Source organism: Microcoleus sp. C2D2 (genome assembly GCF_036702495.1).
Taxonomy (GTDB): Bacteria; Cyanobacteriota; Cyanobacteriia; order Cyanobacteriales; family Microcoleaceae; genus Microcoleus.
In genome coordinates, this window is sequence record NZ_JAUBTO010000051.1 from 1 (window position 1) to 22,955 (window position 22,955).

14 protein-coding genes and 2 pseudogenes are annotated in these 22,955 nt (G+C 47.8%); 5 read left to right on the plus strand and 11 right to left on the minus strand.

Annotated features, from left to right (window positions below):
• The 3 genes and pseudogenes from QUB61_RS17540 to QUB61_RS17550 all read right to left on the minus strand — a co-directional run.
• Positions 1 to 1,446: pseudogene (locus tag QUB61_RS17540) on the minus strand (calcium-binding protein); the annotation flags it as partial.
• A gap of 34 nt (positions 1,447 to 1,480) precedes the next feature.
• The gene (locus QUB61_RS17545) at positions 1,481 to 4,738 is read right to left on the minus strand and encodes an Ig-like domain-containing protein (RefSeq protein WP_333124102.1); all 3,258 of its coding nucleotides are present in this window, start codon (positions 4,736 to 4,738) and stop codon (positions 1,481 to 1,483) included.
• 363 nt (positions 4,739 to 5,101) lie between these two features.
• Entirely contained in the window at positions 5,102 to 7,312 is a 2,211-nt protein-coding gene (locus QUB61_RS17550) for a recombinase family protein (RefSeq protein WP_333124104.1), read from the minus strand.
• Between the two features lie 193 nt (positions 7,313 to 7,505).
• Between QUB61_RS17550 and QUB61_RS17555 the strand changes: the two genes are divergently transcribed.
• From QUB61_RS17555 to QUB61_RS17570, 4 genes are all read left to right on the plus strand, one after another.
• Positions 7,506 to 8,720 carry an RNA-guided endonuclease TnpB family protein gene (locus QUB61_RS17555; protein ID WP_333124106.1) on the plus strand — a complete coding sequence of 405 codons (1,215 nt, stop codon included), beginning with the start codon at positions 7,506 to 7,508 and terminating at the stop codon, positions 8,718 to 8,720.
• 57 nt (positions 8,721 to 8,777) lie between these two features.
• A complete protein-coding gene (locus QUB61_RS17560) occupies positions 8,778 to 10,139 on the plus strand; it encodes a proton extrusion protein PcxA (RefSeq protein WP_333124107.1) in 1,362 nt (453 codons plus the stop codon).
• 61 nt (positions 10,140 to 10,200) lie between these two features.
• Complete coding sequence (locus tag QUB61_RS17565) at positions 10,201 to 10,347, plus strand: hypothetical protein (protein WP_333124109.1); 147 nt, start codon at positions 10,201 to 10,203, stop codon at positions 10,345 to 10,347.
• 385 nt (positions 10,348 to 10,732) lie between these two features.
• Positions 10,733 to 11,743: an IS630 family transposase gene (locus QUB61_RS17570; protein WP_333124112.1), complete on the plus strand. Its 1,011-nt coding sequence runs from the start codon at positions 10,733 to 10,735 to the stop codon at positions 11,741 to 11,743.
• Between the two features lie 159 nt (positions 11,744 to 11,902).
• Here the strand turns inward: QUB61_RS17570 and QUB61_RS17575 are convergent.
• From QUB61_RS17575 to QUB61_RS17595, 5 genes and pseudogenes are all read right to left on the minus strand, one after another.
• Positions 11,903 to 12,187, minus strand: a pseudogene (locus QUB61_RS17575) (helix-turn-helix domain-containing protein); the annotation flags it as partial.
• Between the two features lie 495 nt (positions 12,188 to 12,682).
• Positions 12,683 to 13,555, minus strand: a complete 873-nt coding sequence (pstB, locus tag QUB61_RS17580; RefSeq protein WP_333124115.1) for a phosphate ABC transporter ATP-binding protein PstB — start codon at positions 13,553 to 13,555, stop codon at positions 12,683 to 12,685.
• A complete protein-coding gene (gene pstA / locus QUB61_RS17585; protein ID WP_333124118.1) occupies positions 13,552 to 14,487 on the minus strand; it encodes a phosphate ABC transporter permease PstA in 936 nt (311 codons plus the stop codon). Before pstA ends, pstB begins: the two co-directional genes overlap by 4 nt.
• Before the next feature lie 52 nt (positions 14,488 to 14,539).
• Entirely contained in the window at positions 14,540 to 15,421 is an 882-nt protein-coding gene (pstC, locus tag QUB61_RS17590; RefSeq protein ID WP_333124120.1) for a phosphate ABC transporter permease subunit PstC, read from the minus strand.
• Positions 15,378 to 16,289 (minus strand): phosphate ABC transporter substrate-binding protein, encoded by a 912-nt coding sequence (locus tag QUB61_RS17595; RefSeq protein ID WP_333124124.1) that lies wholly within the window; start codon positions 16,287 to 16,289, stop codon positions 15,378 to 15,380. Before QUB61_RS17595 ends, pstC begins: the two co-directional genes overlap by 44 nt.
• Before the next feature lie 625 nt (positions 16,290 to 16,914).
• Between QUB61_RS17595 and QUB61_RS17600 the strand changes: the two genes are divergently transcribed.
• Complete coding sequence (locus tag QUB61_RS17600; protein WP_333124126.1) at positions 16,915 to 18,681, plus strand: multicopper oxidase family protein; 1,767 nt, start codon at positions 16,915 to 16,917, stop codon at positions 18,679 to 18,681.
• Positions 18,682 to 19,681: 1,000 nt separating this feature from the next.
• On the opposite strand, the gene QUB61_RS17605 is transcribed toward QUB61_RS17600, so the two are convergent.
• The 3 genes from QUB61_RS17605 to QUB61_RS17615 all read right to left on the minus strand — a co-directional run bounded on the left by QUB61_RS17605 (position 19,682) and on the right by QUB61_RS17615 (position 22,886).
• Positions 19,682 to 20,044 carry a hypothetical protein gene (locus QUB61_RS17605; protein WP_333124129.1) on the minus strand — a complete coding sequence of 121 codons (363 nt, stop codon included), beginning with the start codon at positions 20,042 to 20,044 and terminating at the stop codon, positions 19,682 to 19,684.
• Positions 20,045 to 20,355: 311 nt separating this feature from the next.
• Positions 20,356 to 20,853: a VOC family protein gene (locus QUB61_RS17610; RefSeq protein ID WP_333124132.1), complete on the minus strand. Its 498-nt coding sequence runs from the start codon at positions 20,851 to 20,853 to the stop codon at positions 20,356 to 20,358.
• A gap of 89 nt (positions 20,854 to 20,942) precedes the next feature.
• Complete coding sequence (locus tag QUB61_RS17615) at positions 20,943 to 22,886, minus strand: FAD/NAD(P)-binding protein (RefSeq protein WP_333124134.1); 1,944 nt, start codon at positions 22,884 to 22,886, stop codon at positions 20,943 to 20,945.
• Between the last annotated feature and the right edge of the window lie 69 nt (positions 22,887 to 22,955).

Consider the following 22,955-nt stretch of genomic DNA (forward strand, 5'->3'; position numbering starts at 1 on the left):
TGTCCCGGGTGATGGTGACGGAGAAGGAGTTGTCCCGGGTGATGGTGACGGAGAAGGAGTTGTCCCGGGTGATGGTGACGGAGAAGGAGTTGTCCCGGGTGATGGTGACGGAGAAGGAGTTGTCCCGGGTGATGGTGACGGAGAAGGAGTTGTCCCGGGTGATGGTGCCGGAGAAGGAGTTGTCCCGGGTGATGGTGCCGGAGAAGGAGTTGTCCCCTCAATGGTGAAAGGATTGTCGTTTACGCGCGGTATTTGAGCTGTAGTGAACCTAGATTCATCTAGCGAGTTCGATCGAACATCAATCAACACCGCCAAAAATTCACCAGTTTGCTTGTCCCTAATAATCGTGTTGCTAGAATTCGAGCCTTGGCCCTGGACAATTTCTAAATCTGTAAAGTTCAGACCTCCAGCCAGACCGATCGAATCTCCCGCATTAAAATCTGTAATTACATCAGCATCGCCGATTTCGCGGCCGCCAGTAGTGAGAAACCCGTTGGCAGCAGTCGACGTGCCCACCCTACCGAGAACAAAGATATCCGAGCCCTCGCCTCCTCTGAGAGTATCAGCCCCGCGATCGCCCGAAAGAATATCATCCCCTGGCCCCCCAGACAAACAATCATTGCCGTCACCCCCGAAGATCAGGTCATCACCCTCGCCGCCGTCACCAGTATCGTTACCAACACCGCCGCTGATGACATCCCCGCCCTCGGAGCCCAACAAAATATCATTGCCGGCAGCGCCGATCAGGCAGTCATTACCCGTGTCGCCAAAAAGATTGTCACTGCCCTTGTCGCCAAAAATCAGGTCGTCCTCGCCACCTCCGCGCAGACAGTCATTGCCTTTACCGCCGTACAGCGAGTCGTTGCCTTCAGAACCCAAGACAATATCATTGCCCTGGTCGCCAAAAGCTACGTCCTCCCCTTCGTCCCCAGAAACCAAGTCATCGCCTTTGCCGCCCCGCGCCGTGTCATTGCCGCGCCCGCCCTCAACAATATCTTTACCAGCGCCGCCGTTGAGAGAATCGTTACCGTCATCGCCCTTGACTCTATCGTCCCCGTCCCGACTCAGAAGCGTGTCGTCGCCGCCGCCCCCGGAAATAGTGTCATTGAACAAGCTGCCGATTAAATAATAGTTATTCCCATCATTTACGACAACTAAGCCATCGACAAAAAGTGGCTCTGGGGGAGGCGTGGGAACTGTCAAAGGTGGCCGCGGCACCGGCGTGATCGTAATGTCCGTGCCCGTCCCCGTCATCGGCGAGGGTTCCGTCCCCGTCATCGGCGAGGGTTCCGTCCCCGTCATCGGCGAGGGTTCCGTCCCCGGGGACGGCGACGGTTCCGGGGACGGCGACGGTTCCGGGGACGGCGACGGTTCCGGGGACGGCGTCGGTTCCGTCATCGGCGTCGGTGTCGGTTGGGGAAAAACACTTGGTACTGCACTGGGCATTGTTGGGCCTCCTTGCGACGCTACTCAAAAACTACTAAATAAACTTAAAGTCAGATGCATTAATGACGGTGCTGAGCGCTCCGGGCACTGTAGGAATAGAATTCAACACTGCCAAATCGAAAGCTGGGAGACTGTCATCTGCCACATTCGGGTCGAAGCCGAGAACGTACTTGTTAAAAGTATTGTTGAGGTACACGAAGAAAGCTCCCGTTTGGCTCGAACCGTTTTGATTCTTCAACACTGCATTTACTGCTTGAGCGTCATCAAATTTAGATTCAAACAAAATGACTTCTTGCTTAGTGATGTTGTCGCCGCCAGACCCGATATTCCTGACGATAAAACTGGTGAAATCGAGAGTAGTTCCTGAGTTGGTTAAACCCGCGAAATTTGACGACCTGAACAAGAATCGATCGGTCTCACTGCCGGTAGCGTTAAAGTCAGCAATCACGTCCACGCCTTCGCTGGGAGTTTCGTAGAAGAAGAAATCATCGCCAGCATCGCCCGTGACCAAGTCAGAACCGACCCCGCCACCCAAAATGTCATTGCCCGCACCGCCGGAAAGCGAGTCGTTGTCATCGCCGCCCAACACCAAGTCATTGCCGAAGGCGCCGCTGAGACAGTCGCTGCCGGCACCGCCGTCGAGAGTGTCGTCGCCCGCTTCGCCCAACAGGGAGTCGCTGCCGGCCTCGCCCAACACGTAGTCGTTGCCCAGACCTCCGAGTGCCGTGTCGTTGCCTTGTCCACCCAAACCCGTGTCATCGTTGTCGCCGCCGGAGAGGGAATCGTTATTGATACCGCCGTCGAGCAAGTCTCTGCCCAGTCCGCCGTCGAGGATGTCGTCGCCTGCACCGCCATCGAGGGTGTCGTCGCCAATGTCACCAAGTAAGGTGTCGCTGCCGGTTCCTCCAAGTATCGACTCGTCACCGGATTCTCCCAATATCGAGTCATTGCCTGTTCCGCCGTCAACGGTATCGTTGTTGTCACCCGCCAAAAGGATGTCATTGTCATTGCCGCCGAACATCAGGTCGTTGCCCAGTCCGCCGATGAGCGAGTCTATGCCGTCTTCGCCGTCGAGGGTGTCGTTGCCCAGTCCGCCGTCGAGGGTGTCGTTGCCTTCAAAACCGAGCACCGAGTCGTTGCCTGCGTCACCGAATTCGAGGTCGTTACCGCCCCTGCCGTCGATGATGTCGTTGCCGTCGGCCCCAGAGAGGGTATCGTTGCCTGCCCCGCCGATGATGAAGTCGCTGAGATTGCTGCCTGTAAATGTGCTCGCCGGGAGTGCCCTGCGATCGACAATATTATCTACCACCGTGATGCTGAAGGATGCCGGCCCGATAGTTGCAGACCCGTCGGAGGCTGTAAACGTGAAACTGTCGCTGCCGCCTCCTGCCAGCAAGTTGTATTTGACGATGTTGTTGTTGATATCGTCTTGGGTGAATTTGCTGCCGACGTTGAGAAAGGTGGTGCCCCTTTGGACAAAACCTCTGTTAGCGTCGGGGGCTTTGGTAATCGTGTAAACGATTTCCGACGGGGCGTTGTCGGGATCTGTGACTAACAAATCCGCGGCGGTGATTGTCTGGGTAGGATCGCTTTTGGCAACCACCACACCGTCGTTAATTACTAGCTGCGGCGGGCTGCTGACGCTGATGGTTACTACCGCCTGACTTGTGCCGCCGCCGGTGTCTGAGATCGAGTAGCTGAAGCTGTCAGTACCGGAGAAGCCCGGATTCGGGGTGTATTTGAATAGGCCGCCGCCCACGGGAATCAGGCTCCCCTTGCCTGTTGGAGTAAAAGTCGTGACAGTCAGAGGGTCTTTTTCCGGGTCAGTGTCGTTGAACACAACGTTGAGACTGAGTTCTTGACCCGCAACCGTGGTGAAATTGTCGTTAACTGCTCTTGGAGCCTGGTTGGGGAAGGGCGTGGGACTTGGTGTCGGCGTCGGACTTGGTGTCGGCGTCGGACTCGGACTCTCTGTCGGCGTGGGGAACACCGGCGCCGGACTTGGTGTCGGCGTCGGTGTCGGAGTGTCTGTCGGTGTCGGCGTCGGTGTCGGTGTCGGACTCGCCGTCGGTGTCGGCGTCGGTGTCGGCGTCGGTGTCGGCGTCGGACTCGGCGTCGGCAGGGGGAGGGGGGTTGCGCTGCCGGGAACTGTGGGGGCAATTACAAATGAGCTTCGCCCTAGGGTTCTGCTGTCCACTCCGGGCAATACTGCTAAAAAGTCGCCGCTGACGCCGTTGCGAATAATCGTGCTGCCGGCTTTGGTGTCGGTGCTTTGGAAGATTACCAAATCTTCAAACTTGAGGTCGCCACTTAACCCGATCGAATCTTCGCCTGGGCGAAAGTCTGTAAAAATGTCGGCATCGGCGATGTCGGGGCCGCCTGTAGTGACAAATGCTGGGTTAGTGCCGTTGCTGCTGCTGCCGCTGGGGGAACTGAATGCACCGATGACGAAGACATCTCCGCCTTCGCCTCCTGCTATTATGTCTTTGCCTGCTTCGCCCCAAAGAACGTCATTGCCAGCACCGCCGTCCACGATGTCGTCGCCGTCGCCGCCGAATACGATGTCGCCACCGTCGCCGGCAAAAATTGTGTCCCCGCCGGCGTTTCCGTAGGCCCAGTCGCCTCCTTCGTTGCCAAATAGCAAGTCTTCGCCGTCGCCACCGAAGAGCGAATCGTTACCTTGGTCGCCCCACAGGATGTCGTTGCCTCTATCGCCCAAAAAGCTATCGTCGCCAGAGCCCCCGCGCAAGCTGTCGCTGCCTTTTCCGCCGTAAGCCGTGTCTCTGCCTTCGCCTCCGATTACCGTGTCGTTGGCGTCATTGCCGTACAGCAGGTCGGGGTTATTTCCCCCGTCCACGCAGTCGTTGCCTTTGCCTCCGTACAGGGTATCGAGTCCTGAAGCGCCGTCGAGAACGTCGTTGCCCTCATTGCCGAACAGCACGTCGTCATCGTCGTTGCCAAATACTAAATCATCGCCGCCGGCTCCTTGCAGGGTGTCGTTGCCTTGCAGCCCGGAAATCACGTCGGGCCCGGGACTGCCAACTAAGGAGTCGTTGGTATCTCCGCCGCGGACTACGCCGCCGATGATTCCGGGCGAGGTACCGCCTCCGCCCAATGTGTCGTCTATGCCGCCAAATGTGTCGTCCCCGGAGGGAGTGGGAGTTGGTGTTGGCGTCGGAGTCGGAGTTGGTGTTGGCGTCGGCGTCGGCGTCGGAGTTGGAGTCGGCGTTGGTGTTGGAGCCGGTGTTGGTGTTGGTGGTGTTATTGGTATTGATGGCACTGCACTTGGCATTATTTTGGCTCCTTTAAACGACGATACTGATTAACTTTAAGAACTGATTAGTATCAGTTTGTTGCCACAAATCTGGCTTAAAATTGATTAATAATCCCGATCATTTCTAGCATACTAAATCAAAACTGCAACGGCTACAGATATTTTTTAACCTGGGCATCTTTCGATCTCAAAATATTAATGATTGCACGTTTTGATGCCTAGTTTGGGTATACTTTAATATCGCCCCATTTCGAGCGAAGGTAGAAGCCGGGCTTCAAGTCAGCCCGGGGTATTTATCCAGAAGGGGAAAAAGAAAAATCTTTGGATAGATATTTTTTTCTTTCCTCCGGCCGTTTGCCAAATACATAAGAGGCAAATTCCTTAAGCTGACTGCTGACAAGCAACAGAGCTGTGAATGAGGGGCAGAAGCGGCCCGGTTTGCTCTTGTCCGTTGACGGCTAGTTCGCTGTGGCAAAGGTAAAGCAGGGAACAGCGACTTAACAAATCTAGCAGAATTCGCCGCAGCCGCTGTTGGTCGGCAGCCGTTTCCTCTTCGGTTTGCCAGGGATTCCCCTGTTGCGATCGCAAAAATAAGGGAGCACCAAACAATGTCGCCGCACCGCCACTCAGCCACAGGGGCGAGCCGGCATCCAGCCAAAAGTGCCATTTGTGGGCGCGGCGGCTGCTGCGGTACTGGAAGATGTTGGCGAGGGTGACGGCTTGGGCTTCTGGGCCTTCTGAACGGACTGGAAACGGGTTGGCGGTGACGGTTCCTTGGCGCAACAACTGGATGAAGTGGGCGATCGTTTCTGAGTCACCGCCGTTTGTTGGTTCTACGCGCTGCAGGCGCCCCTGTATTTCCCAGTAGTGACCGGCGGTTTCCATTAACTCGCGCAGGGCGGATAGCCGATCGTAAGGCAGGTATCTGTCGTTCATGAGAAATTTCTGGATCGCTCGATCGAGCAGGGCAATTGGACTCGGCAACAGCCGCTCCTGCTGTTGCGACCGCTGTTGTTCGATCCACTCCACAATCTGCTCGTAGGCCGCGGCGGCTCGGTGTCCCAGTCTGTCCCACCTGGGAAAGGCAGTAATTGCCAGCAATTGAGGTCGATCGATATCTGGGCAAAAACAGTGATCGGCGATTAAACCTGCTCTCACTTGGTCGATCGATTTTTGATTGGGGATTTGAGATTTTAGATTGAACGTGGGGTTAGAATCTTCTGTTTCCAATGAACGGTGTTTCTGGCTACCCAACACTACCAGCATTTCGGCTGCGCCGTCTCGATCGACTAAACGGCCGAGTCCCGGATAAACTAACGCTAACAAAGTCAGCAAAGCTCGAATCTCTGGGGTACTCGATAGGGGACGCTGATCGTTGAGGGAGGTGGCCGCGATCCGACGCTGGGCGAGAATTTCCGTTAAACTGTAACGCGCGATCGCATCCATCCCGGGAGCAATTACAGCGATTTCCTGCGCTTGGGCGGCTTTTGACTTCACCGCATCCACGATAATTTCGGCGGTTTCTCGCAGCAATTGAGCCCGGGAAGTGGTTTGGAGCGATCGAACTTTACCCGGCAAACTCAAGCCTAAAGGATAAAAACCCTCAGAATTAACGGCTAAACTTACCGCTAAATCCCCAATCTCTGGGGCTAAACCGGCTTTTGCGTCCAAATTTTCCACCGTTTGACAGCGGCCCTCGAGTCGCGCTAGGTATTCCGTGTCAGCCCCCAAGCCCAAACGCACTCCTCCATCCCGATTGTAGGAGAACGCCCCCGCCGCACCGAAGTCGAGCATTCGATCGAACAAATGGCCGCAGATAGCCGGATAATCGTCAACATCGTCTGCGATCGCAGCTTGGTATCTAGAGGCCAAATGCTGCTGGTAAGTGCCATCCTGCAACAAATAGCGCCAGTAGAGTTCGCAAACAATCCCGTAAGTCAGCAGCCCCCGCGTCAAGCACCATTCCCGCCACCTTTCCAGCAACTCTCCCATGCTAGTCCACAGGTTGTTCGAGCCGCCGTCACCAGCAAATCCCTGTTCCAGAATGCTGGGAATCTCTTCTCTCGGCGTACCGCTGACAGCAGCAAGTTGTAATAAGTCTAGTGTTCGACGCACCATTCGGTTTGGACTTACCCCTGTTTGTTGCAAAATGCCTTCGTCTAGTTCGCGACGCCAGAGTCTGGCGGCAAGTTCCAGTTCTGTTTCAGGTTGCAGCCGCAGGGGAAATTGAGCCCTCAAATCCAGCGACTGAACTAGCAGCGGCCAAAATAGCAATACTTCCTGCTCAAAAAAACCGAAGGGTGTTGTCGAGTGAAAGGTATATTTTCCTTCGGTAGCGACGGCGATGCGATCGGCTAATTCTAGCCGGTTGTCCCCATTAGCTGCTAAGACTAAAATTGCTGGGGCAGTTTGTCCAGCCCGGCGCCGCCCGGAACGCCAGCCGTCTGAAACATTTGATGGGACAGGCTTGACAGTTTGGCTCCAAATGCAGAACTGCTCGACTAAACGAGCGGTTTTGCCACTGCGGGCGGATCCGACAATCCAAATTGAATCTGAGACATCGGTTCCCAATTTATGTAAATTTGTTACCATACCATGAATACTTTAACTAATGGTGGGGGCTTGGGGGAGGCTATAAGTCCCGCGCTGTAATCTGTGATTGAGCGCCGGGATACATGGACATCCCCCAAGCAAATTTTATCCGGTCAATCAGGCGTAAAATTTTCAGCCTCTCTGGAATGTTCTTATCAGAAAGTGCATATAATGATAAGAGGAGGTAAAAACAATGCAGCATCAAGCCGTCAAAGTCAGACTGTATCCAACAACTGAACAACAAGAGATACTATCTCAGCACTTTGGATGCTCTCGCTGGTGGTGGAATCATGCACTCAACTTGTGCATTGAAACCTACAAAGCAACGGGCAAAGGCTTGACTCAGGTGGCATTGAACAAGTTTTTACCTCATCTCAAAAAAGAGAAAGAAACTGAATGGCTCTCTGAATGCTACTCTCAGGTTTTGCAGGCTACTACGCTCAATTTGGTGACTGCCTATAAAAACTTCTTTGAGGGTAGGGCTAAATACCCTAGATTCAAAGCCAAGAAGAATAGGCAATCAATCCAGTATCCCCAATCAGTCAAAATTGTTGATAGTTGCCTCAAGTTTCCCGGGCGTGTAGGTATCGTCAAGGCTAAACTTCATCGACCGATTGAAGGGAAAATCAAGACTGTAACCGTTAGCATGACTCCATCAGGGAAGTATTATGCTTCTGTATTGATGGAGTCTGAAGGGGACAATCCAGCACCTAGCACTGACGGAAAAGTCGCTGGAATTGACTTGGGGATTAAGGATTTTGCCATCGTCAATGATGGCATTAAAACCTCTAAATATCCCAATCCTAAGCATTTAGCAAAACATGAGCGCAACCTCAAAAGAAAACAACAAAAACTAGCCAGAAAGGAGAAAGGAAGCAAGTCAAGAGATCGAGCCAGAAAATTAGTAGCTAGGGTTCACGAACGAGTTAGCAATGTCCGTCAAGACTACTTGCATAAGCTGTCGAGAAAGCTTGTTGACGATAATCAAGTCATCGTAGTGGAAAACCTTCATGTTAAGGGCATGGTTCGCAATCACAAACTTGCCTTAGCAATGGATGATGTAGGTTGGGGAATTTTTGTCAATTTCTTGCATTACAAGCTAGACCGCGAAGGTAAAGTGTTGGTAGAGATTGACCGATGGTTCCCTAGCTCGAAACTCTGCTCCAATTGCCACTATCAGGTGAGTGAAATGCCATTAGATATTAGGACATGGACTTGCCCTAGTTGCTGTACTCATCACGATAGAGATGGCAATGCTTCAATAAATATCAGAGCAGAAGGAATCAGAATGCTATCGGTCTTGGGAACCAGGACTGCTGCTGATGGAGGGGAGGTGAGTCCGAAGCAAGGGCGAAAGTCTAAGCTGACGCAATCCCCCGTGAAGTCAGAAGCCCACGCCATAGCGTAAGCTTGGCGTTGGGTAGTTCACTCACTAATGTCTACAGCCAACTAACCAGCTTTAGCTATGAATACTTCTCTCTGGCACAGGATTCTAAAATATCTCTACAGCGCTCACCAATGGTATCGAGAAACGCCTCACAGGGCCCTAGAACAGGCTTATGATGCTGCCTTAGCAATTAAGGCGATCGAAGACGAGCATTTTGGCGGCCAACAAATCTCCGCTCGATCGGGAGATTACGGACACAGCACCCTGTCTTACTTTAAATCCGAACTGCAAAAATACCTCAAGGTCATCCAAACCCGAATGGTTGAGTTTAATGCTAGCCGTTTTTTTTTGGAACTGCCGGATCGAGTGGGGGCAAAACCGAAGGCGGGACACAGCGCGGATCGTCACCAGCACGGATTACATCTCGACAATAAAGAGCGAGCATCCCTTATATTCGAGAAGCTAGAGTTTATTGATGGAGTCACCGACAAGTATATTAATAATAGTAGAGCGACTGCAATTATTCCCGTTGTCAGTTCAGTAAATCAGCAGGTAAAATCTACAAATAGCAGCTCTCAACCTGACGCAAATAAAGGTTCAGCTAATTCTGTTAAAATTCACGAGGGCGAGGTTGACATTTACTCGGAAGAGGTCAATTTATTGCCTCGCTCGCTTTTGGGAACTTTGAATCGAATTACTAAAGAGTTAGACCCGGAAGCGGAAAAAGAAGTAGTTAAGAATTTCCGCAACTCCAAAGTAAAAACAGTCATTTCTCTGAGATTTATTTTGCTTTTGATTTTAGTTCCGCTGTTGACAAATCAACTTTCCAAAAATTTTATAGTAGGACCCGTAGTAGACTATGTTAGAGCCAAGCAAAATGCTCCAGTCTTCCTAAATATTAACCTAGAAGAAGAAGCCTTCCAAGAACTAGAGAGATTTGAGCAGCACCTCAAATTTGAAAAGTTAATAGGCAGGGCTCCGTCGCTTTCTGTAGAGGAAACGGAAAAGAAGATTGCCGAGAAAGCAGTTGAGCTAGCAGAGGAATACCGCACGGAAAGTGGTGGAGCTATTAAAAATATTTTTGCCGATTTGATTTCCTGCATTGCCTTTGCCGCGATTATCATCACTAACAAGAAAGAGATTGAGATTTTAAAGTCTTTCATGGACGACGTGATTTACGGCCTCAGCGACAGTGCTAAAGCTTTCGTAATTATTTTGTTTACGGATGTGTTTGTCGGATTCCACTCGCCTCACGGTTGGGAAGTAATTCTCGAAGGTGTATCGAGGCATTTGGGACTACCAGAAAATAGGCAGTTCATATTTTTGTTCATTGCGACGTTTCCAGTTATTTTGGATACGGTATTTAAGTATTGGATATTCCGGTATTTAAACCGGAGTTCGCCTTCGGCAGTTGCTACATACAAGAATATGAACGAGTAATCAGCTAACCACAAGTTAAGAACTGCCGATCGACATTGACATCTTGCAACAAGTCTCAATAATGGCTGCAATCAGCTATGAGGCATCACTCCGCAGTCTGTTGGTTCGCCAGAATGCGATCGCCCTCCGCATCCCTCAAAAGAAATCAAAAGCGATCGCAATCAGCCCGCGCGCACGGGTGCGATCGCCCCTTCAGTCTTTCCCTTAATCTTTCTTTACACAACACTGTTTATTTATGTCCGACTACTTAGCAGGTTTTATCCAAGTTAAAAAACTTGCTCTATTTGTGGAAATATCCAAGATATGCCACTTAAAGAAGAGATTTATAATGGTTTAGAATTTATATAGCGGTTCTCAATAAAAAGAGGTACACACCGCTCGCAACTGATGCCCACACCAGGCCTATGCCCTATGCCCACGGAGGCCTATGCCCTATGCCCTATGAGCACCTCATCTTACTGAGAAAGGCTATATATAGCAATCCTAAATCATTATCAAGACTATGATACAATTATATGCAATACTTGATTGTGACAATAAAAAAATGAATAACTTACAACTGCCACAAAAAGATAAGGAAAAAGAAATAGCTTGTGAGAGAATCTTTCATTAAAAGCGATATCGATGCCAGAGAACTCAAGCGAGCAATAGCTGTAAGGATGGCGCTCTCAGGTAATATCTACCATGAAATTAGCAAAGTTTTAGGTGTAAGTAATTTTTTTATTGGTTATTCGAAAAAGCAATTTAAAACCAAAGGCATCGCCGGAATTAAACTAGAACATAAAGGGTCAAAAGGGTATTTAACAGCTCGACAAAATACTGAAGTAATCGAGTGGTTAAAGAATAAACAATCTAGGAATTTAGATGAGCTGGTTACTTATTTAGAGCGAGAATTTGGTGTGATATATAAATCAAAACAGAGTTACTATGAACTTTTCGAGCGGGCGAAAATTAGTTGGAAAAAAACTCAAAAAACCAATCCTAAATTTGATAAAGAACTGGTAAAAAAAAATCCGGAAGAAATTAACGATATTTTATTTAAAAACAAGGCTGGTATAGAATATGGGGAAATAATAGTATTGTTTTTAGATGAATGTCATCTACTTCATGGTGATTTGACTGGTTATGTTTGGGGTCAATCCCAAATCAGAATTGAAGTCCCAATTACCAATAAAAAAGATAGACAAACTTATTTGGGCGCACTCAATTATCAAAGCAAAGAATTCCATGTTCAGAGCCATCCATCTGGTGATGGAAAATCAACAGTTAAATTCATAAAATACTTACAAAATAAATATAAAACTCGAAAGATTATCTTGATTTGGGAGGGAGCTAGTTATCATAAATATGGAGAATTTAAAGACTTTTTATTAGAACTAAATGGTGACAAAGAACCTGATAATTGGTCAATTAATTGTATTTTATTTCCTCCCAATGCTCCCCAACAGAATCCCGTTGAAGATATTTGGTTACCAGCTAAAAACTTTTTAAGAAAGTATTGGTATTTATGTAGGTCTTTTAAGATTGTCAAATCTTTGTTTGAGTTTTTTACTAACGAACATAAATTTGATTTCCCCAAAATACGTCAATATACTTACACATAGAAAATCATTTAGGATTGCTCTAGATATAGAAAATCATTTAGGATTGCTATATAGCAGTTCTCAAGCGTGGTGAGGTATGGGGGCGAGTCCTATGCCTATGCCCACGGAGGCCACGGAGGCCTATGCCCGCCAGAGCACCTCATGTTACTGAGAAAGGCTATATTCATCTGTGGCTTTCTTATGGTTGCCCTTCATCCTCTCGTCTCTTAGACTTGCTAAATTGTCTGGGTCTGCATGAACGCACCAATAGGACACTTTATTTAATGAACAGCCCAAAATTTCAGCAATTTTAGCTTGTGTTTTCCCATCCTTGAGTAATAATAAAATCAGAATTCTTTCTCTAATATCTCCGTGTTCTTCCTCTTTTAAAGCTTTCTGTAGTTTCTCTATTTGTTGGAGAGTGAGATAATTTTTGGCTGGATTTTTTAGAAAAGTTGAATAAATTAAGTTTCTATTATACCCTATTTAAATGCACAACAGCTTAAATTAAAGGGTAGATTTGAATTGTCCTGTAATCGCTCCTCTAACCTAGGCAGATTATACTTACCCAGGTCAATTAGTTCAGTTTCAATCTGATTGTTGGCAACCAGTTTTTATAAAATAAATTTACCTACCTTTAAACTCTCCCTACCAATTCTACAGCTTCCTAAAAGGATAGGAATTGAAAGTTTTTTTTGACTTGATTTCTCCATGACCACCCTCTTGATTTACTCCTCTATTCCCTAAACAAAACAAACTCTTAACAAATCCCCCATCAATTTGTACACAAATTCCCGTGATATATCATGTTCGGCTAATCACTTCTCATTGTTCACGATCCTGTCGCAATCTCAGATGGTGGCGATCGCTTCGCTTCACGGAGTGACCCTCGCAATGACAAATTATAACTAATTTACCGGACATGATATAACTTGCTTTTTCGGAAACTGGGAACCCTTGCTACCCTCGACTACCGCTGATATAGGCTTCTGTAGTAGGTTGCTGAGGATTTTCAAAGATTTGTTTAACCGAACCCGCTTCAATCAGTCTGCCGCTACCATCTTTGACCCAGAACAGAGCGACATAATCAGCAATTCGTCGAGCCTGAGCCAGGTTGTGGGTAACAATTAAAATTGTGTATTTTCCTCGCAAATTTACAATTAGGTCTTCCACAATATGCGTGGTGATAGGGTCGAGAGCGCTGCAAGGTTCGTCCATTAACAGAATCTCTGGCTGCAATGCTAGGGTTCTAGCAATACAGAGGCGCTGTTTTTGACCGCCAGAAAGGCGAAGTGCCGGAGACTTCAGCCGGTCTTTGACTTCATCCCACAAACCTACATCTACCAGAACCTGTTCAACAATTTCATCGATTCTCTGGCGATCTTTGACTCCATGCTCCCTTAGTGGAAAAGCGATATTTTTCCAAATTGAGAGGGGGAAAGGATTGGGTTTTTGGAAGATGGTGCCCACCCGACGGCGAAGGGCAACTGTATCGGTTTTAGGATGGAGAATATCTAAGTCCTCCAGCCGGACTTGACCGCATATTTTACAGTTGGGAATCAAGTCAGTCAAGCGATTGAGGCAAGACAAAAAGCTAGTCTTGCCACATCCAGAAGGCCCAATAAGCGCAGTAATAGAACCTTTGGGAATGGAGAGCGTCACGTCTTGCAGGGCAAGGTTAGAGTTGTAGTATAGGCTCAACCGCTCAGTGTACAGGCAAGGTAAAGGCAAATCATTTTCAGAAGGAGAAGAAATGTATTCTGTTTCTGATGAAGGCATATCCATAAGCGAGTCGCGATCGAAGTCCCAAGACTTGGTGCAAGCAGATATCAATTTTGAATCCTACTATGAAGCCAGTGCTCTCCTATCCAAATAGCAGCGCCATTAGTCACTAATAGTAGAATCATCAAGACCACAACTGAGGCATAAGCACTGCTATCTCCACCAGAAACATTCATCGATAAGCTGTATATGTGCAGGGATAGAGTACGACCAGAATCCAGCAGGGACTCTGGCATCCGCTCAACGTAACCACTCGTATACATCAGAGCCGCCGTTTCAGCGATCGCCCGTCCGATACCCAAAATCAACCCAGCAGCTAAACTAGGAAATGCTGCGGGCAATAACAGGTTGACGAGGGTTGTGGTGCGTGAGAGTCCTAGAGAGGCAGCTCCCAAGCGGTATTCATGGGGAACAGACCGCAGCCCTTCTTCTACAGAACGGATCAGAATGGGCAGCACCATGCAAGCCAGGGTTAAGCCTCCCGAAAGAATCGAAAATCCAAGTCCCAGCGTCACACAGAAAAAGGCATTACCGAATAAACCGAAAACAATAGATGGAACACTGGCTAGCATATCTAAACTGCGCCGCACCAACCGTCCAAACCAGTTATTCAATGCAGTAAATTCAGCCAACAATATCGCTGTCCCCAATCCTAGGGGTACGGCAACTCCCAAGCAAACGCTTAAAAGCAGCCCTGTCGAAACTAGAATTGAGGCAATGCCACCTTGGCGACCGGCCTCTTCGGGTTCTTTCGTCAGGAATTCCCACGACAACTGTCCGGCACCATGCCAAACAATATCAACTGAGATCCAGAGGAAAACTGCGGTGACAGAAATTGCCACTGCCCAAACAAGCAAACTAAGTAGGATGTCTGCATAGGCAATCTTTTGGCTTAGTGCCATGAGGTCAGATTTTGTTGTCGCCGGACGGAGGGCGACGCCTGCTGGATTGTTCTGAGTTGGAGGGATATTGTGTCTTGACATTTGGCTAAAACATCTTTCTTAACTGTGAATTCAGATGCAAGATTCTCAAAACCTAGTTGTGATAAATTTCCTCTTGTGGGATCGCCTCTGCCAGTAGCACTAAAACAAGGTTTACCCCCATCAACAGCAGGCCGCTAACAAACAAAGCCGAGCGGTGATCTCCCAAAGCAAAATCCATTTCTAGAGCAATGTTTGCAGGTAGAGTCCGAATCGGCTCGAATACACTGCTAGGAATCTGAACAATGTTGCCACAAACCATCAAAACGATGATGGTTTCTCCGATCGCCCGACCCGTTCCCAGGATGATACTTGTGAACAATCCCGATCGCGCAGCAGGTAGAACAATCTCCCTGATGGTTCCCCAGCGAGATAATGAAAGAGCCACTGCACCTTGCAAATACTCTTGAGGTACTGCAGCTAAACTGGCATCAGCAATTAAGGCAATTGTGGGTGTAATGAGGAGCGCTAGCAACAAAATACCAGCTAGCAAGCTGGTTCCTGGCGGGTGTAAGCGATTAATCAGCGGAACCAGTACCACTAATCCCCAAAAACCGTAGACAACACCGGGAATTCCTGACATGATCTCCAGCAATCGTCGATACAGATTGGCAACCGGTTTGGGGGCGTAGTAGTGGCAAAACAAAGCTGACAAAATCCCTATAGGAGCAGCTAGTAGAACCGCACCCGCTACAACTAGCAGCGTACCGATCAGCATCGGTGTGAGACTGTAGACTCCTTCCATGGGATTCCAAGAAGTGTTCCTCAAGAATGGAAGTACACCTACTTTCCGGAACACCGGCACCGACTCCAGAACCAAGAATCCGATAATAAACAGGACAATTGTTCCTACAATCGCTGCAATACCCCGCAGGATCCAGATAAGTAACCGATCAACGTTTTGCGGGAACGAAGTTTTCTTTGCGGAAGATGTCATAGTTTTCCTGAGCCTGAACAAAATCGATGAATTGCTTGGTCAATTCTGTAGGTTGTCCCTTTGTCACTAAGTTGAGCGATCGCTGCCAGGGGAAACTGTTATCCGCAACAGCAGCACTTGTTGCTTTAACACCATCGAGAGTGAGAAGTTTCACCTTTACACCCTGCTGAATGCTTTGTTCTGTAGAACCAATAGAAACATAGCCGATCGTGTTCGGATTTCCAGCCACTGTTTTAATCCCCTGCTGGTCATCCCCAACGACAACATCAGCTTTAACCGCTTTATTGTCAATCCCAAAATAGTGCAAAAATAGCGTCAGTGTAGAACGTCCCTCTGCCTTGTGTACGAGCGTTATAGGAGCATCTTTACCGCCTAAGTCTTTCCAATTCTTGGTTTTCCCAGTATAGACAGCAACAACCTGTTTGCTGACAATTTTATCTAAGGGGTTGTCTGCATGAACAATTATGCTAATCCCATCACGACCAATGAGAAAGACCTGCATCCCTTTTTGCTCTTCTTCAGTTAGAGCCTCCGAAACCATACCGATGTCGGCCAATCCTTGACGTGCATCTGTCAACCCCCGCGCCGAACCGCCTGTATGGACATCAATGCGAGTACCGGGATGCTGTTTTTCAAACCGTTTACCCAGCTCTGAAACCAAAGGGGCGATCGTACTGGCTCCGGTAATAATCAACTTTTGCTGCTTCAATCCAGATTTTGGTTGTTCGGCACAGCTCTGCAGACAGAGAATTACACCGATCGCTAAACCTAGCGTTACTCTAAGACTCATGGGCATACCTATTTGGCAGTTATTTGTCGAGTTCAAGAACATTCTCATTAGTCTAGCAGCTTCATCTTCTCCCTTCATAAGAAATTGCCTCAAAAAAATTAACTTTTTTAACCGCAATTTAAAAATTTCTTGTTCGGCTTGATTATAGGCTTCATCGTACTTCGGGAAAAGTAGAAAAAGTAGGAAAAAGTTTGTAAAGTAATAAAAACTTTTAGAACTTCACTCTTGTGCTGAAAACCGACATATGCTTCAGTCACAAACTGTATCTTAGGATAGCTTATTTGACGGGAATATCCAGAAACTGTGAAGTTTTATTGCTAGTTATAGAAATAGAATCCATTTTTTGGATAATGAATTCTGTATGACAAAGCGTCCTAGCTCTCCCGTTTTTGGCAGAGGTAAGCCAATCTGATTTTTGGGTAAGCCTTACCAGAAACGACTTTAATCTAAAATTTTTCAGGAAGCTATCAACGAAACAGGAGTTTTCCAGTCTAAGGGGTCGTCCAAAAAAAATAAGGCCGCCACTTTAAACCTAGGGAAAGTAATCCTATCTTTAGTCCGTGAGTTAGTGACTAGCGACTAGGGACACAAGCTTGAGATTCGCGCACGAAGGGCTTATTCTTATACGACTCCTAAGTGCGGGAGAGCCAGCGTCACAGTCATCATTATTTGGAAGTAGAAAGTATCTGGAGATAATTAGAATATGAGCCTAACTAGACGAGAACTCATTCAATACGGGTTGACCGCGAGTGGAGCGCTCCTACTACCCCTACAATTTCCCAATAAAGCTTTAGCTGACGTTACATCAGCTAGCGCTACATCTGCTACAACTACTCCTTGGGCATCCTTTACAACCCCCCTAACCTTTCCAAAGGTTCTTCAGCCTTACAATTCTGATGACGAATTTGATTACTATGAAATTGTTATGAGGAAGGAAAAGGGAAGATTCGCAAACGACCCCAATGAATATGAGTTTTGGGGCTACAATGGTATGTTCCCTGGTCCTACAATCAAGAAAAGAACGTGTCGGCAAGTAAAGGTTAGTTTCGTGAATAAGTTAGGCAAAACCAACATTGGTTGGCAGGGGTGCCCTTTCGCTGAAGGAGAACAGCTGGAAGAGATTAAAGCAGTAATACATAATCACGGCATGCCTTCCTTACCCGAGTACGATGGCTTTGCTGAAGACTTTATTCGGCCAGAGCAGTTCAAGACCTATATATATCCCAACAACCGCGCTGCTACATTTTGGTATCACGACCATCAAGCTGCCAGAACTATGCGTAATGTGGGAATGGGGCTGGCAGGTATGTGGATTCTGCAAGATCAGACAGAGTACGATCTCAATCTACCTCAGGGTAAATACGATGCACCGCTAATCTTTCAGACTCCCCCTTTCACCTGGATACAAGGCCAGGAAATCCCAACCCCTCCTGAGCAACCCAAATGCCCTCCTCCTCGTACTTATACCCCTCCTACTTTAATCAATGGTGTTTACGAACCTCTGTTGAAGGTGGACACTCATAAGTACCGCTTCCGGTTATTAAATTCAACAGCCAATCAAATTTACAACCTTGTACTGGTCTCCTATGACCAAAGCACCCAACCCGTAGATGAATCCATCATTGTAATTGGCACTGATAGTGGACTGAGAAACACTGCAGTACCAACGGAAAAGTTAGCATTTGTGATGGCAGATCGCTATGAAATTATTATCGACTTTAGCCGCCGCCAAATCGGCAGTAGGATAGCGCTGGTGGATAGAGTTGACGGAAAAGGTGATACGCCGCTCATCTTCTTTGAGGTTGCTCAAGAAGTGGAGGATAACAGTTCGCTTCCCTTGCAACTACGCCCTTATCGACCTGTGAACGCCGAAGTAGCTTCTCCAAACCATGGCGCAGACGAGGAATTTATTTTTGATTTCGTTGGCAAAGCTGGTTGTTCGCCTGACGATCGAGCCGGATCGATCAACGGCGAGGTGTGGGATCCGGACTCCATTCAAGCCTATGCAGGATTAAAGACTTGGCAGAAGTGGCGTTTAATCAACCCTCTACCCCAACCAATTCATCCTGTTCATATTCATTTACTCGACTTTCAGATCGTCCGCCGTACTGATCTTAACACCCATCAGGAACTTGCTCTCCCTGTCTATGAAAAGGACTCTTGGAAAGATGTCTTCTACCTCAGACCTAAGGAAGCCATAGACATTGTTGGTGAGTTTGGACCTCATGTAGGTCAATACATGATGCACTGCCATAACTTGGATCACGAAGACTGCGATATGATGACTAGCTTTGCAGTGTTCGATCCAACAGGTAAGGAACAACCTACAAGCCCACTTGCCGCACCAGCGCAGAACCTGCCACCAGGTTTTGTGCCCAAAGACCCAATTTATAAGGAATACTCAATTGAGCTAACGCCCCCATTCCCATCATCATGTGCCAACATGCATGTACCCGATCCAGGTAGTTGACACTCTCCGGCCTAAAGACGCGGAAATTATTGGTGCACGGACTCGCCGTTAGACGATAGGATTGCTCCAATCCCTTGCGTAGGGCAAATCTCCCCAAGCGTTAGTTCGGAGTGTACCCCACGGTACACGGTGCTAAGTTCAGGATATTGATGGTAGCATTTATGTCTCTATCTTCAATAGACCTCTCGAGAAATTAAAGGTGCATTACATAGAACTATTGTAGAGACGCGAAATTTCGCGTCTGTAAATTCTTTGTTGGAGAGGTTTAATGAATCCACAATGTGGATATACATGGGTTCTTGTAGACAGAGACTTTTTTACTTTCTTCTCGTACTGAGGTAAAACCCGCCCCGACAAACTAACTTGTTCCATTGGTGTCAAATGCCAACCCAATTGGTATAAGCTGTTGTGCATTTAAATAGGGTGTGAGGATTTGGTGAAAGGGAACAGGGAACGGTTCACGGGGAACAGACAATATGTAATTTAAATGCACGACAGCTTAACTGGTAATTGGTTTGGAATTTTCATTACCCATTACCCATTACCAGAAGGATTAAAGGGGTTTACCATCCGGATTTGGTATGATTAGGTTTCTTGCACAAAAAGGGAAAGTTCTATTAACTTTCCCCTTTCGCTATGGGGTAGAGATTTTTGACTAATGCAAGCTATCCTATTACAAAAACTTGCTCGTTGTATTTGTTATTATAAAAAATCTGGCGCTCGCTTCGCAGACAAAAGTTCTAGAATTCGGAAATGGCAAAAGTTTTCGGAGAGTGACAGAAGAGGCATATCTAGAAAGGACAGCAGTTTCTGAATCTCCTTGTTCGCGAATCATTGAGGGCTGCTATAAACTTCTTCTGTTACGCTAAGCAGAGGAAAATAAATACCGGCCTTTGTCAATCTCAGAAGAATATCCTTGCAGTCAAAGAATTTCGGCTATTGTTTTTCCGAGATTGACACAAGAGGGATAGTCTAAACTCAGTTGGCTTCTTCGCCCATATTAGTCATCCCCATATACTTCATCATCGAACTCTTGGATCTTTTCAAGATCGTATCCTCTATGAGCTTGAGAGCGTGTCCTGAAGAACAGAGTAGATAAATCCTCAACCCCCTTCTGGCTTGCTTCGGCGGGCGAATTAGGTAAGACTTTGGGGGCGGGCGAATTAGGTAAGACTTCAGGGGCGAACGAATCTGGGATTTCGGAACGTGACAAATCTGGGAGTTCAGGAAGGGGTCTATTACCTGTGAGTTCTCGGTCAATATCGGGTGCATTGTGCGCTAAAGCACTACTAACACTAAATTGAGCGAGGAACACACTCAAGACAACAACCAGGATGACTTTGACAAAAATTGAGTTCCACATAGCAATTGTGTATGTTTTTTCAGTAAAATTAAATTATATCTTATTATGCTAGCAGCTTGCTCATCCTATAGTAGGGTAAAAATTTTTATAGAAAGATATTCTACAGGCAAAACTGTTTATCAAATTAAGTATGGCTTACTCTCAAATTACCTGATTCAACAACTAAAACGCCCACCGTTCGCTATGACCTTGGCGTAAGACGGGCTGGCGATCGCCGTGACATTTCCATAAGTCCTGACACTTTCATTTGGGTGTGGTCATAAATAGTTGGTTGAGACTGACACGGGGACGCGGGGACGCAGAGAAATTGTCTATACATCACCAACTGGTTTTGACCGAACCGCTCTCATTTTTTCTTGGATCTGAGGGGGACGATTCAAGGTTGTCCAATCTACATCTTGAACGTGCTGAGCAAACTTCCAATGGTGACCCTCTAGATCTACGCACTCATAAACACGATCGCCATAGAAGCTGGTAGTGGGTTCGTAGAGGATTTTGGCTCCTGCCTTGCGGGCACGCTCAGCATGTGCATCGACATCATCCACATAAATGAAGAGTCGTTGGGTGATTTGACCGTTCAGTGAGCGAGGGCTTTCGCAGCCTTCGTGCTCGGCAGCAAGCCCTAGCGCGACGAGGCTATCCTCAACTTCCAGTTGACCGTGGAAAACCATGCCATCCTCATCATCAGTCATTCTGATACGAACTACAAAGCCAAACGCTTCAACCAGCCAGTCAATAGCAGCACCCACGTCATCATAGAACATGTGTGCGAAAATGCGGGGCATATTTTTAGGGGGATTGGCAACCATTGAAAAACCTACTAATAGATTTGACTAACAAGACGTGATGGGGATTATAAGACAGCCTGAAAACTCTGTCAACATTTGCTATGCAACTGCTACAGGACATTCTCCATCTTTTGAGTCAACCAGGATTGCTCTCGGCATCGTAACTGCTCGATCGCCTCTACAGCCCAGATCCCTGAGTAGCTATCCCGCAGCATAGCAAAGTTACCGACTGAGTTTCCCTCAGTTGGAATGCCAATCACGGCAATATCTTCGTTGCTAACCCCCTCTTTATTGACAACAAATTGGGTCTGCTCAGTCATATCGATCGCGCCCGAGTAATACCCTTGCTGATTTGGGAGAATCGACTTATTTTCGTAAAGCCCGATCGTGCCGCGTTGGAAAAGATTCTGGTAGAGAGGAGTTACATCTCGCGAGATATCTATATCTGGATACCGAGCATCAATCAGAGTATCAACTTGCACCACAACTTTGGGAATTTCATCACACAGAAGTTCAAAACACTCATTCACCTCATCGAGCCGTAAGCGAGGGCTACGTGCCACTGAACAATCCAAAAATCCAGCCTTGAGGAGGGCCAGGAGCTTTTCAATATTAAGAATGGGAGGACCCAAGGAAACTCGTTTGAACCTGGGGAAGTAATACTCTACTAGCTTCTTGTGTGACTCCGGGGTGAGCCCCCCAAACTGTAGAACTGAACCTAGGGTTTTGCGGACTCCATACCAAATATCCATAGCAGCCCGGATACCGCACTGTGTGGGGCCTCGGTAAGCGCGGGCAATTTCTTGCTCCATGTAGCGTCCGATAAAGTCGGTTAACTCTTCTCCAGTTGCAAAATGACGGTCACCAATTGGATCGAGCACCTGCCAATAGTCAAATCGAGCCCGATCCGGATGGGCCAGCAGGTAGTCTTCAATGACCTGGCGTACCGCCTCCGCATCATTCCCGCAAGCTACCAGTCGGTCTCGATCCTCATCAGTCTTCATCTCCACTCGGTAGTAGCAAAGCTGCATCTCCAACTCCACAAGAGGCCATACATCCCTCTCCAGGTCAAGTTTGCCCCCAGGTGCCTGCCGCCTCAGGTTAGCCAACGCACTGTCAGTCAAAAAAGTGAGCGGTGGTAAATCAATCACCCTATCAACTTTAGGCACCATCGGCAGACCACTACGACAAAAGGGGAAGATCGATCGGGGTTCTTTGCCACAGGCTATGTAAGACAGTGTCCCGTCCGTTGAGCGCTCAAAACGACCACCGCGACCTTCAGTTAATTCGAGAACCGCATCGATAAACGTCAATCCCATGCCCTTCATCGCGACTTTGGCACCTGCTGAAACCCGGTCCATAACCTCTACTACGGGATACACAAAGGGGATGAATGTTGCGCTGGGATGCTGTTGAGTAAAGTCGTGATAGCGCTTTTCCTCATAGCCCGCTGTGAGGGAAGAATGACCAGTAGCAAGCAGGATCTTGTCAGCTTTAATAGTTTCCCTATATCCCTTCTGGGTCACAAACTCTAGTTCATATCCCTGTTGTTGGGGTCGAATATCAACTACCTCTGCCACATGACAGAAAACAGTTACATTCAAGGGAACCTGTTTGAGGAGATGACGAAATCCCTCCATGAGATAGCGGCCTATAACGCTCCTGGAGAGATACTCTTCCCCGGTCAACGGCTGAGGTGGCTGAACCGTCTCATGGTACCAGTTCACAAAGTTGGCTCCTCTCCCGGCTACGATCGGCGGATCGGGTGCATCCCACAAATCAATCGCCGCAGCGTTAATGTTAGCCTTGATGTATTCAGGCTGATCCGGATCGTAAATAGGGCTAGCCCCAAAATGAGGGGAACGATTAAAAACATGAATACGAAGAGGAGTGTTCAAAGGGCGAGCATTGAACTGGGCCAACAGCCTTTCAAGGCAATAGAACCCCTTCGGTCCCAGTCCCACAATGGCTACTGTATGAACCTGTTGCTCCTCAAACTCTTGGGTCGATTCTCCGCTGCTTGCAACAACTCTTCTCGACATTAGTCCAGACATGGGTTTGTTCTGATACATTTACGCGACACAATACAGAAAATTCCCGGACAATGCAACGATAGCAACACC

Coding starts and splice junctions, on each gene's coding strand:
- pstA (WP_333124118.1), bottom strand. CDS start 14,487: ATGTCAAGACACAATATCCCTCCAACTCAGAACAATCCAGCAGGCGTC.
- QUB61_RS17560 (WP_333124107.1), top strand. CDS start 8,778: ATGAATACTTCTCTCTGGCACAGGATTCTAAAATATCTCTACAGCGCT.
- QUB61_RS17600 (WP_333124126.1), top strand. CDS start 16,915: ATGAGCCTAACTAGACGAGAACTCATTCAATACGGGTTGACCGCGAGT.
- QUB61_RS17605 (WP_333124129.1), bottom strand. CDS start 20,044: ATGTGGAACTCAATTTTTGTCAAAGTCATCCTGGTTGTTGTCTTGAGT.
- QUB61_RS17555 (WP_333124106.1), top strand. CDS start 7,506: ATGCAGCATCAAGCCGTCAAAGTCAGACTGTATCCAACAACTGAACAA.
- pstC (WP_333124120.1), bottom strand. CDS start 15,421: ATGACATCTTCCGCAAAGAAAACTTCGTTCCCGCAAAACGTTGATCGG.
- QUB61_RS17550 (WP_333124104.1), bottom strand. CDS start 7,312: ATGGTAACAAATTTACATAAATTGGGAACCGATGTCTCAGATTCAATT.
- QUB61_RS17610 (WP_333124132.1), bottom strand. CDS start 20,853: ATGGTTGCCAATCCCCCTAAAAATATGCCCCGCATTTTCGCACACATG.
- QUB61_RS17595 (WP_333124124.1), bottom strand. CDS start 16,289: ATGAAGGGAGAAGATGAAGCTGCTAGACTAATGAGAATGTTCTTGAAC.
- QUB61_RS17545 (WP_333124102.1), bottom strand. CDS start 4,738: ATGCCAAGTGCAGTGCCATCAATACCAATAACACCACCAACACCAACA.
- QUB61_RS17615 (WP_333124134.1), bottom strand. CDS start 22,886: ATGTCTGGACTAATGTCGAGAAGAGTTGTTGCAAGCAGCGGAGAATCG.
- QUB61_RS17565 (WP_333124109.1), top strand. CDS start 10,201: ATGGCTGCAATCAGCTATGAGGCATCACTCCGCAGTCTGTTGGTTCGC.